The 14,337-nt window shown below is 53.1% G+C and carries 11 protein-coding genes; 9 read left to right on the forward strand and 2 right to left on the reverse strand.

The window, feature by feature from the left end; genetic code table 11:
* The first annotated feature begins 284 nt into the window (after positions 1 to 284).
* From tal to SFSGTM_RS07935, 6 genes are all read left to right on the forward strand, one after another.
* Entirely contained in the window at positions 285 to 1,397 is a 1,113-nt protein-coding gene (tal, locus tag SFSGTM_RS07910) for a transaldolase (protein ID WP_162084685.1), read from the forward strand.
* Positions 1,398 to 1,622: 225 nt separating this feature from the next.
* Positions 1,623 to 2,033, forward strand: a complete 411-nt coding sequence (locus tag SFSGTM_RS07915; protein WP_162084686.1) for a SpoIIAA family protein — start codon at positions 1,623 to 1,625, stop codon at positions 2,031 to 2,033.
* 47 nt (positions 2,034 to 2,080) lie between these two features.
* A complete protein-coding gene (locus SFSGTM_RS07920) occupies positions 2,081 to 4,447 on the forward strand; it encodes a phosphoketolase family protein (RefSeq protein ID WP_162084687.1) in 2,367 nt (788 codons plus the stop codon).
* A complete protein-coding gene (locus SFSGTM_RS07925; protein ID WP_162084688.1) occupies positions 4,444 to 5,472 on the forward strand; it encodes a class I fructose-bisphosphate aldolase in 1,029 nt (342 codons plus the stop codon). The genes SFSGTM_RS07920 and SFSGTM_RS07925 overlap by 4 nt, the downstream gene beginning before the upstream one ends.
* Positions 5,469 to 7,808, forward strand: a complete 2,340-nt coding sequence (pgi, locus tag SFSGTM_RS07930) for a glucose-6-phosphate isomerase (protein WP_162084689.1) — start codon at positions 5,469 to 5,471, stop codon at positions 7,806 to 7,808. The genes SFSGTM_RS07925 and pgi overlap by 4 nt, the downstream gene beginning before the upstream one ends.
* A 541-nt stretch (positions 7,809 to 8,349) precedes the next feature.
* Positions 8,350 to 9,012 (forward strand): TIGR00341 family protein, encoded by a 663-nt coding sequence (locus SFSGTM_RS07935; RefSeq protein ID WP_198420630.1) that lies wholly within the window; start codon positions 8,350 to 8,352, stop codon positions 9,010 to 9,012.
* Positions 9,013 to 9,071: 59 nt separating this feature from the next.
* Here SFSGTM_RS07935 and SFSGTM_RS07940 read toward each other — a convergent pair whose 3' ends face one another.
* Together SFSGTM_RS07940 and SFSGTM_RS07945 are read right to left on the reverse strand one after the other, a co-directional pair.
* The gene (locus SFSGTM_RS07940) at positions 9,072 to 9,749 is read right to left on the reverse strand and encodes a MarC family protein (RefSeq protein ID WP_162084690.1); all 678 of its coding nucleotides are present in this window, start codon (positions 9,747 to 9,749) and stop codon (positions 9,072 to 9,074) included.
* Positions 9,750 to 9,844: 95 nt separating this feature from the next.
* Positions 9,845 to 10,153, reverse strand: a complete 309-nt coding sequence (locus SFSGTM_RS07945; RefSeq protein WP_162084691.1) for a hypothetical protein — start codon at positions 10,151 to 10,153, stop codon at positions 9,845 to 9,847.
* Positions 10,154 to 10,777: 624 nt separating this feature from the next.
* Here SFSGTM_RS07945 and SFSGTM_RS07950 point away from each other — a divergent pair.
* The 3 genes from SFSGTM_RS07950 to SFSGTM_RS07960 all read left to right on the forward strand — a co-directional run bounded on the left by SFSGTM_RS07950 (position 10,778) and on the right by SFSGTM_RS07960 (position 14,298).
* Positions 10,778 to 11,221 carry a low affinity iron permease family protein gene (locus SFSGTM_RS07950; RefSeq protein ID WP_232526069.1) on the forward strand — a complete coding sequence of 148 codons (444 nt, stop codon included), beginning with the start codon at positions 10,778 to 10,780 and terminating at the stop codon, positions 11,219 to 11,221.
* 131 nt (positions 11,222 to 11,352) lie between these two features.
* Complete coding sequence (tkt, locus tag SFSGTM_RS07955; RefSeq protein ID WP_162084692.1) at positions 11,353 to 13,431, forward strand: transketolase; 2,079 nt, start codon at positions 11,353 to 11,355, stop codon at positions 13,429 to 13,431.
* Between the two features lie 108 nt (positions 13,432 to 13,539).
* Positions 13,540 to 14,298, forward strand: coding sequence for a DUF3943 domain-containing protein (locus SFSGTM_RS07960; protein ID WP_198420631.1), 759 nt, complete (start codon positions 13,540 to 13,542; stop codon positions 14,296 to 14,298).
* Positions 14,299 to 14,337 lie beyond the last annotated feature (39 nt).

The raw sequence follows: 14,337 nt of genomic DNA on the forward strand, positions 1-14,337 counted from the left end.
ATGACAATATTGCTCCGTGACCTTTGTGTAGGTCTGTTCGGTAGCGCACGAAGTTGAAAGTCATATAAATCCACAACACACAAGGCGAAATGCCAGCTGTATCAGTACATCAACAGTGCCGTAGTGTTTTTATGTTATGTGTTCCAGCGCACAGAGCGTCTTGATACAAACGGCAAGAATGTCGCTTCTATCGAAATATCGCGGCGTTACTCTGGAAAAGGCTGGTTAAAGCAGAGTGAAGTGTTGATTGCAGCAGACTGTGTATGTCACAAATTGGTGAATAAATGAAAATTACACAACAATTGCACGAACTCGGCCAAAGTCTCTGGCTCGACAACATCACGCGTGAGCTGCTGACTAGCGGTACATTGGCTCGTTATATCAGCGAGCTTTCCGTGACAGGGCTGACCTCCAATCCCACTATCTTCGATCACGCCATGCAGAAGGGGGATTTCTACGATGAAGCGATCCGTCAAAAAACACTCGCTGGCAAGTCGGGAGAGGTGTTGTTCTTTGAACTTGCATTGGAAGATCTGATTCGGGCGGCTGATTTGTTTCGGCCTATCTATGACGCCACGGGTGGGGTCGATGGTTGGGTGTCGCTGGAGGTGTCGCCCTTGCTGGCTGAAGATACTGCAGCCACGATAACAGCTGCTGTCCAGTTGCATGCGCGTGCACAGCGCCCGAATCTTTTCATCAAGATTCCAGGTACGGCGGCAGGGATTCCCGCAATTGAGGACGTGATTTTCGCTGGTGTGCCGGTTAACGTCACGCTGCTATTCTCCCGTGAGCACTATATTGCTGCAGCCGAGGCATACATGCGCGGCATCGAGCGGCGCATCGCTGAGGGGCTTGATCCAGTGGTCGGTTCAGTGGCATCGTTATTTATCAGCCGCTGGGATGTCGCTGTTAAGGATAAGGTTCCGGATACATTACACAATCGTCTCGGTATCGCTATCGCGATGCGCACCTACGAAGCCTACCGTGATTTGCTGTCGTCCCCGCGTTGGCAAAAATTGGCTGCTTCCGGGGCTTTACAGCAACGCTTGCTGTGGGCGAGCACCAGTACTAAGGATCCTGCAGCCACTGACACACTTTACGTAGAAGCGCTCGCTGCGCCAGATACGGTCAATACCATACCCGAGAAGACACTACTTGCCTTCGCTGAGCACGGCAACATAAAGCACGTATTATCGACCGATAAAGCTAATGCCGTAATGGCGGAAGCGGTAATCGCAGAATTTACCCGCGAGGGCATCAACGATGCAGCGCTGGCGGCTGAACTGCAACTTGAGGGAACAGCATCCTTTGCAAAATCCTGGCGCGACCTGATGGCATGCATTGCATCAAAAAGCGCCGCACTTACACATAACCATCCAGGTGAAAAATTGCCATGACCATCACAACGAACTCGACAAGTTGCTTGTCAATACCTTGCACCCATTTTCATCATTACGCTGCAGCGGTTGTAGCGCGTAAATTTCGGTACGTCGTAAGTGAAGTAGCAAACCGACACATCCTTCCGGGGCAGCCATGCTCCTTAACATGTACACGGCACAAGATGTTTTGAATATGAATGTTGTCTAAGAAGTATTTGTATATTTAATTAAGGAGAGTAAGCAATGCTCAATTACGACTTGCGACAAGACGAAGGCATACTGGTACTGCATCCGGAAGGACCACTTGAAGCGGCAGATTTTATTTCGATAACGAGTCAGGTTGATACTTATCTTGCTGAACATGGGAAGCTGCACGGCGTATTGATACATGCAAAATCATTTCCCGGCTGGAAAGGCTTTGCCGCGATGCTGGCTCACTTGAAATTCATCGAGGCGCATATTCAAAGAATCGAGAAAGTGGCAGTTGTTGCGGATGGCGCGTTGGCGAATATCATGCCGGACATTGCGAAACATTTTGTCCATGCAGAGGTGCAGCATTTCGACTTTGCGAACGAGGAAGTCGCGTGGCTCTGGCTTAATATCCACAAGATACCCGTGAATCCAGGCGCGTCAACGGATAATCAGCACCCGTAATTCACTTAGCTTACATTCATGAGATAGTAATGAAGGAAACATAGTCTATGACTACTAACACGCTCACACCTGACCTGTTGTACAAAATTGACGCTTACTGGCGTGCCGCCAACTATCTGTCGGTCGGGCAGATTTTTCTCTATGATAATCCGCTTTTGAAGCGACCGCTGGTACTGGCGGACGTGAAACTCATGCTATTGGGTCACTGGGGTACTACACCCGGACAGAACTTTATTTACGTACACCTGAACCGGGTCATCAATAAATATGACCTTGACATGATCTACGTCTGTGGCCCCGGCCACGGTGGCCCGGCCGTAGTTGGTAACACTTATCTCGAGGGTACCTATAGCGAGATATATCCCGACATCAGTCAGGATGAGGCAGGACTACAAAAACTCTTTCTACAGTTCTCGTTTCCGGGTGGTATTCCCAGTCACGCCTCGCCCGAGTGTCCCGGTTCGATCCATGAGGGTGGAGAGCTGGGCTATTCGTTAAGCCATTCGTTCGGCGCGGTGTTTGACAATCCCGATCTCATCGTTGCCTGTGTCATTGGTGACGGTGAAGCAGAAACCGGCCCCTTGGCCACGGCGTGGCAATCCAACAAGTTTCTCGATCCGATCACCGACGGCGCGGTGCTGCCGATTCTGCATCTCAATGGCTACAAGATCAGTAATCCGACTGTCCTCGCTCGCATCGAACATGAAGAATTGGAGCAATTTCTTCGAGGTTGTGGCTGGGAACCTTACTTTGTGGAGGGTGATGAGCCGGAAGTGATGCATCAACTCATGGCCGGCACGCTGGAAAAGGCTATCGAAGACATTAAGAGCATCCAAAGCAATGCGCGCAGCAATAATAACACCGCGCGTCCGCGCTGGCCGATGATCGTCCTCAAGTCGCCCAAAGGCTGGACAGGGCCGGAGATAGTCGATGGTCTGCAGATCGAGGGTACGTTCCGCGCACACCAGGTGCCGCTCCATCCACACAATAAACCCGAGCACCTCAAGCTGCTGGATGACTGGATGCGAAGCTACCGGCCTGAAGAACTGTTCGATGAACAGGGTCGTCTGAAACCCGAACTGGCCGAATTGGCGCCCAAGAGCGAACGTCGCATGGGCGCGAACCCCCACGCCAACGGCGGTATCTTGTTGCGCGATCTGCGTATGCCGGATTTTCGCGACTATGCAGCTTCAGTGCCGATACCGGGTGCACCCGGCATCGGCGACACCCATGTGCTCGGACCTTTCTTGCGTGATGTCGCGAAGCTGAACCAGACGCAGCGAAATTTCCGGGTGTTTGGTCCAGACGAAACACTTTCAAACGGCCTGGAGGCGATGTTCGAAACAACCCAACGCCAATGGGACGCCGCGACCGTGCCGAACGACCAATATCTGGCGCCTGCCGGGCGCGTGATGGAAATGCTCAGCGAGCACCAGTGCGAGGGCTGGCTCGAAGGTTACCTGCTGACCGGGCGGCATGGGCTGTTCAATTGCTACGAGGCATTCATCCACATTATCGATTCGATGTTCAACCAGCACGCCAAGTGGCTGAAAGTCACGGCGCACTTGCCGTGGCGGCGCAAAATCGCCTCGCTTAACTACCTGTTGACCTCTCATGTCTGGCGTCAGGATCACAACGGCTTTACCCATCAGGATCCCGGCTTCATCGACCACGTAGTGAACAAGAAGGCCGAGGTCGTGCGAGTTTACTTTCCACCGGACGCCAACTGCCTGCTATCGGTGATGGATCATTGTCTGCGCAGCCGTCATTATGTCAACGTGGTGGTCGCGGGCAAACACCCGGCACCGCAGTGGCTGACGATGGATGCCGCGATCAAGCACTGCACCCAGGGTATCGGCATATGGCAATGGGCCAGTAATGATCAGGCAGTTGCGCCCGACGTAGTCATGGCGTGCTGCGGCGATGTGCCTACGCTGGAGACACTAGCTGCCGTGTCCATCCTGCGCGAGCATCTGCCCGAACTGAAAATCCGCGTGGTCAATGTCGTTGATCTGATGAAACTACAGCCTGCCAGTGAACACCCGCACGGTTTGAGCGACACGGATTTTGACGAACTGTTCACCAAGGACAAGCCGGTTATATTTGCCTATCATGCCTACCCGTGGCTGATCCACCGGCTGACTTATCGCCGTACTAACCACGCCAATATCCACGTGCGCGGCTACAAGGAAGAAGGCACTATCACAACACCTTTCGATATGACCGTGTTGAACGACCTGGACCGCTTTCATCTGGTCATGGACACCATCGACCGTCTGCCGCAAACGGGTGATAAGGGCATCTACCTGAAACAGCAGCTCAAGGACAAGCTGATCGAACACAAACAGCACATCGAAAAGTACGGCCAGGACATGCCCGAGATTCGCAACTGGAAGTGGAGTAATTCCATATGAATATACAAGCGCTTATCAATACCGCGAAGATGCTGGTCGCCGACGACAAGGGCCTGCTGGCTATGGATGAAAGCAATCCAACTTGCAACAAGCGCTTTGCCAGACTAGGCATTCCGCAAACGGTAGATGCCCGGCGTGCGTATCGGGAATTGCTCATCACTACGCCCAATCTCGGCGTGTGTATCAGCGGCGCGATCCTTTATGACGAGACGATACGCCAGACGACGAGTAAAGGTATTCCCTTTGTTCAAGCCGTTATCGATGCAGGCATTATTCCCGGTGTGAAAGTGGACGCGGGGGCAAAGGACATGGCCGGCCATCCCAGCGAGAAAGTCACCGAAGGACTGGATGGGTTGCGTGAGCGCCTGAAGGAATACGCTCAAATGGGTCTGCGTTTTGCCAAGTGGCGTGCTGTGATCGTGATAGAAGAAGGTCTTCCCAGCCGGGCTTGCATTGAGGCCAACGCACATGCTCTGGCCCGTTATGCCGCGCTGTGCCAGGAAGCCGGACTGGTCCCCATAGTTGAGCCGGAAATTCTTATGGATGGGGAGCATACCCTGGCGCAGTGCTTGGCGGTGACGGAGCAAGTTCTACATACTGTCTTCGACCAGCTCCATACCCAGGGCGTGGCACTGGAGGGTATGCTTCTGAAACCCAATATGGTGCTGCCAGGATTGAGTTGTTCACGGCAGCAAAATGCGGAGGAGGTAGCCGAAGCCACTGTAAGGTGTTTTCTGCGAGCCGTGCCTGCAGCCGTTCCCGGAATCGTTTTTCTGTCGGGCGGCCAATCCGCCGAACTGGCTACGGCTCGATTGAATGCGATGAATATGCGTTTCAAGTCGTGTGCGCCCTGGGCATTGTCATTTTCGTATGGTCGCGCCCTTCAGCAACCTGCTATGGCGATATGGTCGGGCCAAATCGCCAATGTGAAAGCCGCGCAACAGGCTCTGCTGCATCGTGCTCAATGTAATCGAGCTGCGTGCCGCGGAGAATACAGCGAGGCGATGGAAGTCGCAGTCGTATGAAGCCAGACACATCCAAGCCTCTGCGCCTCTATCTGATTCGACATGGCGAAACCGAGTGGTCACTCTCCGGTCGGCACACTGGTCGTACAGACATTTCATTGACCGAAAATGGCGAGGATGAGGCGCGTGAGTTAGGTAAGCGTCTGGTGGGTATCTCGTTTGCACATGTGCTGGTCAGCCCGCTCAAGCGTGCACTGCAAACCTTTGAGTTAGCGGGGTTAGATAAAATTCCGGAGATAGAACCCGACCTTGCCGAATGGGACTATGGTGAGTATGAAGGACAGCGTTCTGTGGATATCCGCAAGGAGCGGCCAGATTGGAATGTTTATCTGGATGGTTGTCCACACGGAGAAATGCCTGCACAAGTATCAGATCGGGCTGATCGGCTTCTTGCCCGTTTGTGCGAGATGGACGGGAATATCGCGCTGTTTTCGCACGGTCAATTCAGCAGTGTTCTGGCTGCGCGCTGGATAGGATTGGCAGTAGCCAATGCACAGCATTTTATGCTTGGTACGGCATCACTGAGTATTTTCACCTTCGACCCCCACCATCCGACTGTGCCGGTTATCGCATTGTGGAATGCTGTTTCTCATGAAATATTCAGTACCGTCAGCTCTCATTCCGTCGGCGGCACCATGACGGCTAAGGAACGATCACTTGCGCGATGGGAAAACGAGGGCGGAGAGATCCCGCAGCCCAAGCCGAGCCGGGAAAACAGTATCGTGCCACTGACTAAGCTCGCGGCATGGCAGGCACTCGAAAAGCATTACCCTAAAGTTCGGGAACTGCATCTGCGTAAGCTCTTTGCGGATGATCCGACGCGTGGCAATCGCATGACGGTCGAAGCCGTCGGCATTTACTTCGACTATTCGAAACACCGCATTACGGACGAGACTATCGAGCTACTGTTGCAATTGGCGGAGGAGTCTGGCCTGGGGTCTCGCATCGATGCCATGTTCCGTGGTGAAAAGATCAACGTTACGGAGAAGCGGGCTGTACTGCATGTGGCCCTGCGCACTCCCAAGGGGGAATCCATATTCGTGGATGGTGTAGACATCGTGCCCGAGGTTCACGCCGTGCTTAACAAGATGGCTGATTTCTCCACTAAGGTGCGTAGCGGGGCGTGGAAGGGGTACACCGGCAAACCAATACGCAACGTCATCAATATCGGCATCGGCGGGTCTGATCTGGGGCCGGTAATGGCATACGAGGCCTTGCGACATTATAGCCAGCGTGACCTGACTTTCCACTTTGTTTCCAACGTGGACGGCACCGACTTCGCCGAGGCTACCCGCGACCTCGATGCTGAAGAAACGCTGTTTATCATTGCATCGAAGACCTTTACGACGCTGGAAACGATGACCAACGCACACACGGCGCGCGACTGGGTTCTCAAAACTATGAAGGATCCTGCTGCCATTGCCAGACATTTCGTTGCGGTCTCGACTAATGCAGGGGAAGTGACCAAGTTCGGCATCGACACCACAAATATGTTCGGGTTTTGGGACTGGGTCGGCGGGCGCTACTCAATGGACTCGGCGATTGGCCTTTCGACGATGATTGCCATTGGTCCCGAACATTTCCACGCCATGCTCGACGGTTTTCACCAGATGGACGAGCATTTTCGTACCGCCCCATTTGAACGCAACTTGCCAGTGCTGATGGGTTTGCTGGGTATCTGGTATAACAACTTTTTTGCTGCCCAGACCGTAGCGGTACTTCCTTATGAGCAGTACCTGAAACGTTTTCCGGCCTACCTCCAGCAACTGACCATGGAGAGTAATGGCAAGCATGTCACGCTTGATGGGACGGAAGTTGACTACCAAACCGGACCCATCTACTGGGGGGAGCCAGGCACAAACGGCCAGCATTCCTTCTACCAACTAATTCATCAGGGAACCAAGCTCATCCCTTGTGACTTTATCGGATTCGTTCAGCCACTTAATCCCCTCGGTCACCACCACGACATATTGCTGGCCAACATGTTGGCTCAGGCAGAGGCGCTTGCCATCGGCAAAACGCCGCAGGAGGTTAGCGCCGAGGGTACTCTTGAATCACTGGCGCCACACCAGACTTTTGAAGGGAATCATCCATCTAGTACGATTCTTCTGGAACGGTTGACACCGATGGCGTTAGGTAAGCTTGTTGCACTCTACGAACACTGTGTTTTTACTCAGGGCACTATTTGGCAAATCGACTCATTTGATCAATGGGGAGTTGAACTAGGGAAATCACTTGCCAAACAAATAGTCACGGAACTTGAGTCCGGAGCCACAGGCCAACTCAAGCACGATAGTTCAACCAATATGCTGATTCGGCGCAATACTATAGTCTAGGAATGGTTGTATGAATATTAAGGTTAGCTCAGCAAAAGTATGACCAACAACGACTTGCAAGCATCTAATTTCTGGGGGGTATATGATGCTACAAAACATAAATAACATAGACGGGTGATCATTCTGATCGAGGTCTATGTCGACCTATGACAGAGATTTGCGTATGGACATGGAAAGGATGACACCTGGATGGCACTACGCCTGATCGAAATGGTGTTAAAAGAGAAGGACGGCGAAGAAGTCCGCGAGCTTCTCAAGGAACACAAAGTGCTCGAACACCGCCAGATCCGGTTGCCGGATGACGAAGTGCTGGTACGGATCCTGCTCGACGCGGAACAGATCGAGGCGGTGCTGGATTTATTGGAGAAACACTACACCAGTGAGGAAGGCAACCGGGTGGTGGTTCTGCCTGTGGAAGCAACCTTGCCGCGTGCCCAAGTGGCGTCGGAACCTGAGCCAGACGCTACGCCCGAACAAGCACCGGCTGTGGAAAAATCGCCGGAGCGGATCGGTCGTGAGGAATTGTACGAGGATATCAAGGATGCCGCGCGTTGCTCACGGGTCTATCTGGCTATGGTTGTTGTCTACCATTGTGGCGGCCATCGGCCTGTATTACAACAGCGTTGCTATCATTATTGGCGCTATGGTGATTGCGCCGTTGTTGGGGCCAAATATGGCCATGGCGTTAGCCACAACACTGGGCGACTTGCCGTTGCTGTGGCGCGCGCTGAAGGCAAGCCTGGCCGGGATCGGGACGGTGATGGTGCTGTCGGTGATGCTCGGCGTGCTGCTGCAGGTAGATCCGGCATCGCCGGAAGTGTCATCGCGCAATGCTGTGGCACTGGGTGACATTGCTGTCGCCCTGGCATCAGGCGCGGCAGGTGCACTGGCGTTTACAACGGGTGTGTCGGCGACGCTGATTGGTGTAATGGTAGCGGTGGCGCTGTTGCCACCACTGGTGACTTTCGGCTTGTTGTTAGGTGGCGGGCATATGGTGCAGGCCACCGGTGCATTGTCGTTGTTCCTGATGAACCTGATCTGCATCAATCTGGCCGGCGTGACGACGTTTCTGGTGCAGGGCATTCGTCCTGCAACTTGGTGGGAAAAAGATCGTGCCGTTAAAGCCACGCGCATCGCCCTCGCACTGTGGGCGGTGCTGCTGGCAGCTTTGATCAGCCTGATTCTGTTGTTACGAAAGTCCTGATGAACTTCTTGGTCAGCATCCCGAATGTCCTTGCGTCTGCTGATTGGGAGTCGGAACTGTCAGCCGTGGATGCCGACTTCTAACAGCAACGACTTGATGCCGTTCCAGCTGATTCCAACGCCTATGCACAGCATGATGAAAGCCGATAGTCTAACTACTACATTCATGCCCGTGTTTCCGATAAATTTACTGACTCGATGGGCGTAGCGATATGTCAACATAATGGACATCGCGATGATGCCTGCACCGATGATGACGGCGATTAGTTGGATTACCGCACTTTTGACAGAGTGCGCGTGATTGGCACCGACGGTGATGGCAACCGAAATAGCCCCGGCATCAATCGTCATCGGCAAAGTCAGTGGGGAGATTGCGCGCTCAAGCGCAAAGAGATTGGCGTGGATTGGGTCAAGTTTCACATCAGCTGGCCTGGAATTGTCATATAAGAGATCCCAGCTCAGCGCACATACCACAGCACCACCCGCCACTTGCACCACAGGTATAGAAAGATCAAACATCCGCAGGACGAACGAGCCAAGCAACAGCGAACCCAGTAACAGGAAGAATGAGTAGAAAGCGATGCGCTTTGCCAGCAATATACGGGTTGATTCATCACAACCGGGCGTCATCCTCAGGAAAATCGGCGCGTCGCCCAGCGGGTTAACAACGGGCAGAATGGCTGCGACGATGAGCAGGATGGCACCGGTAAGTTGGGTAATGTCTGACCAGATCATCATCTGGCAAGAACAACAATATTATTCATGTGGCTTCCAGTTAATAACAGTATTTCGACTATATGGAATATTCGCACTGCGTTGTCGAGTTCCCTTAATTAGGGGGTAAGTCTTTCCACAAGTTTCTCCAGATCACCGGCGAGTATGTCCCAAACAGCCATTGGCCCCGCCTCATAGATATGCTTGTCCTGTATGATTTTCAGTTGCCTGCGTTCCTTAAGCTGCTCTAGCTGTTTGCTCAGCTGATCATGCTCCTGAGCTAGACAGTTTATTTGCATTCGTTCGTTGTCATGCTCGGGGCCGTGGCCAGCAAGCTTTCGTGCACTGGCAAACAGCTCCTGCGCATGCTTTTGCCGTGCTTCATATTGCAGAATATTCTGTTCCATTAACTCATCTATATTTGTCATCGCTTATCCTTAACTTGGGTTGTCTCATCAGTAGTCGGGGCATCGTTCATGGCACAAGGTTATGGATAACATTTTGCACCGTCTGTTTGCTGGCGCACATTGTAGGATTTATTCGAATGAATGCTGGGCAGGGTGGCTGATAGCTTTGTATCGCTATGTACGCTGGCGTACAGAATGGTCAACTATGTTGGTTTAGGATGATAGCCATTTAATGGAGGGTCGTATGCTCGAATACTCAATAATGAATCCAGAAGGAATGCTGTTGCCTAATCCCTGTACATTATTAAGCAAAGCAGACTTTGATAGTCGCAACGCTGTTGTCGATTCCTATCTCGCCAATCGAACTTCATGGTGTATTGCTTCATACGAGGGATTTTCCGGGATGGGAGAACTTCGCTGGATTCACCACGCATATGCACTTTGTCCGTGATCACCACAAAAGGGTAAAGCGGCTGGTAATCGTGACAGATAGTTATATTGCCGGTTTGGCGGAATTACTTGGTAAACACTTTATTTTGAAAAAATGCAGGCGCTGAACTGGTTGAAGTCTATATAAGGTAACGCGACTAGTAACGGTTTTAAATTCACCATTCACAAGTGCACCTCCAGAAAGGTCGGGCTAGCGTGTCATTCAGGCATCAGAAAGAAATACTCGGCATTCACACCTCCACGTGGTACAGCCGATTTGCGAAATCAGCCTCACACTTCTGCGGCCGGCCTCGAACCTTTGCGTTAGCCGTCACAGTGATCGTAATCTGGATAGTCACGGGACCCGTGTTTGCGTTCAGTAATACTTGGCAGCTCGTCATAAACACAGGGACGACAATCATCACTTTTCTGATGGTGTTCCTGATTCAGAATACACAAAATCGAGACACCGAGGCCATACAAATCAAGCTTGATGAGCTGATCCGCGCAACGACGGGTGCACACAATGCATTACTTGATCTGGAGGAGCTAGAGGAGGAAACCCTTGATGGTTTTCGCCAGAAGTATCAGGCCTTGGCAACCACAGCACGGAATGAACTTAACCAGGGTAGCAAGGACACAGGAACCCCGGAACCATGAGCTCGGTGATGACACCAATCGCATACTTAGTGCGAATTTAGGGTAGTGGATGCGCTGATTGCGCCAGACCGTTACAGGCACAACTCACTGCTTTTGGACAACAGCCAAATGACGACAACACTGGAGGCAACATGACAGACATACCTGACACCACAAACCTTGACCAGCAATGCATTAATTGCCTGCGCTTTCTCTCGGTGGATATGATACAGAAGGCCAACAGCGGACATCCCGGTTTGCCACTTGGCACCGCGCCTATGGCTTACGTACTATGGACGCGCTGGCTCAAGCACAACCCACACAATCCGCAATGGCCTGACCGCGACCGCTTCGTGCTTTCCGCTGGACATGGTTCGGCATTGTTATATAGCCTGCTGCATCTGACTGGTTACGACCTCACTCTGGATGACTTGCGCCAGTTCCGTCAATGGGGCAGCAAGGCGCCAGGACATCCCGAACGCGGTCACACGCCGGGCGTGGAAACTACCACCGGGCCACTCGGTCAGGGCTTTGGCAACGCCGTCGGTATGGCGATTGCGGAGGCGCAGCTGGCAGCTCGCTACAATCGTCCTGATCATCCATTGATCAACCATCACACCTATGTCCTTGCCGGCGATGGCGACTTGATGGAAGGCGTAACGGCTGAAGCTGCCTCGCTGGCCGGGCATCTGCAACTCGGCAAACTCATCTGTCTTTACGATGACAACCGCGTCACCTTGGCTGGTGGAACTGACATCACTTTCACCGAAGATCGTGCGCTGCGCTTTCGGGCTTATGGCTGGCACACTGTATTGGTGGCGGACGGCAACGACCTCGCTGCGATCGACGCCGCGCTGGTTGCCGCACATGCAGAAACCGCAAGGCCGTCGCTGATTTTGGTGCGTACCCACATTGGTTATGGCTCGCCAGAGCAGGACAGTTTCAAGGCTCACGGTTCTCCGCTAGGCGTGGAGGACGTGCGCAAGACTAAGCAGGCGCTGGGTTGGCCGATTGAGCCAGACTTCCTCATACCAGATGCTGTACTGACGGTGTTTCGCAAGTCAGTGGAACGAGGTGCGCTAAATGAATCCGCATGGAATGCCTCGCTAAATGCCTACGCGGAGACATATCAGGATGTGGCCGAGGAGCTTTGGTACCGTTTGCGCGGAGAACTGCCGCCGGGCTGGGATGCGGTCGTCCCAGGCTTTGACGCCGATGCTCATGGTATTGCCACACGCGATGCCTCTGGCCAAGTGATGAATGCCATTGCGCCCAGTCTACCGGCATTAAGCGGTGGTTCGGCGGATCTCGATCCTTCGACCAAAACCGCATTAAAAGGGTTGGGTGATTTCAATCCGCTGCCAGCACCAAAGGCAGATCAGCAAGGGTCTGATGGTGGCGGCTGGAGCTACGCCGGGCGTAATTTGCACTTTGGCGTACGCGAACATGCGATGGGCGCCATAGTCAACGGCCTCGCCGCGCACGGCGGCTTTATTCCATATGGATCCACCTTTCTGATTTTTTCTGACTACATGCGGCCGGCTATCCGGTTGGCTGCACTGATGGGGCTGCATGTTGTGTATGTGTTTACGCACGACAGCATCGCTGTTGGCGAAGACGGTCCCACGCATCAGCCGGTAGAGCAACTGGCGAGCCTGCGGGCGATTCCTAACCTGCTCGTGATTCGTCCCGGTGACGCCAACGAAACCACGGTCGCCTGGCGGGTTGCGCTGGAAACGCGCGATATGCCAGTGTTGCTGGTGTTGACCCGTCAGGCGCTGCCTACGCTTGATCGCAGCCGTTATGCGGTAGCGGACGGATTGCGCAGCGGTGCCTATGTATTGAGTGATGCACCCAGCGGCAAACCTGAACTGATCCTGATCGCCAGCGGTTCCGAAGTTGCACTGATTGTGGCGGCAGCGGAACGCTTGCAACAGCAGGGCATCGCTGTGCGCTGTGTGTCTATGCCATGCTGGGAATTGTTTGAGGCCTTGCCACAAGTTGAACGCGATGCGGTACTGCCGCCTGAGGTTGGTGCCCGGCTCGCGGTTGAACTGGGTATATCGCAGGGATGGGATCGGTACACTGGTGCACATGGCGATATGCTTAGTGTAGATCGCTTTGGTGCTTCTGCACCGGCTGCAGTCGTACTGCGTGAATATGGCTTCACTGTCGATAATGTCTGTGCGCGCGCGACGGCACTGTTGGCGGCGCAGGCTGCATGTAAGTAAGTGCTGTGTAGACTGCGGGGGCTGTGTTCGATGCCGCACAGAACCGAGTTCATTTTGTGTGTATATCTTGATCAGACTGAATAGATACCACTTTGAACGGGAGCCACCATGCAAGTGAAATACACACCAGCTATACCTATTTTTCATCGTCTGCGGAGCGTGATCATAAGCACTCGTGTGCAAAAATCGGCCATTAATTCGTCTTGCAGACGCTTACCAGATAGTGGATTCAGACGGCACTGGCTTGGGTCTGCGTTGGTGCTGGCGTTCATTACCCCCATGACAGCTTATGCCGGAGACCTTGAAACTGTAGAATCAGGCAAAAGCGGCCACTTCACTACGCCAAATCCTGAATTGCAATACATGCTTGCGTTGCATGATCAATATACCTCAGAACAACCGTATTCCAGTACCACGGCGGTCGCCGCTCAAACTGCTACCGTAGCACCCGACAGTCAGCCGATTCGATTTGGTACTGGCGCAGACGGCAAGAATTATCTGCTTCCGGCTGAGGAAATTGTTGGCTTCAATATCCTGCTCAATCGATTCAATTACTACTTCATTGATAAGCAGGTGTATGGCACTACCTTGCAATCGGTAGGAGATAATTTGCACGGCAAATGGATAGTCGATTCCGATCCGTTTGCCGTAAATCAGTTCATGCACCCATATCAAGGCTCGGTTTACTTCGGGCTGGCACGTTCGAGCGGGCTCGATTTCTGGGAATCAATGGGTTATACGTTTGGCGGCAGCCTGTTGTGGGAGATTGCGGGTGAAACTGGCGCGCCTTCCATCAATGATCTGGTCACCACCGGCTTCGGTGGCTCTTTGCTTGGTGAGCCGCTATTTCGCATGGCTAACGAATAAGGTTAGATTGTGATCGCGAAGCGAGCCACAATCTGAACC

It is taken from the genome of Sulfuriferula nivalis (genome assembly GCF_009937995.1).
Taxonomy (GTDB): Bacteria; Pseudomonadota; Gammaproteobacteria; order Burkholderiales; family Sulfuriferulaceae; genus Sulfuriferula; species Sulfuriferula nivalis.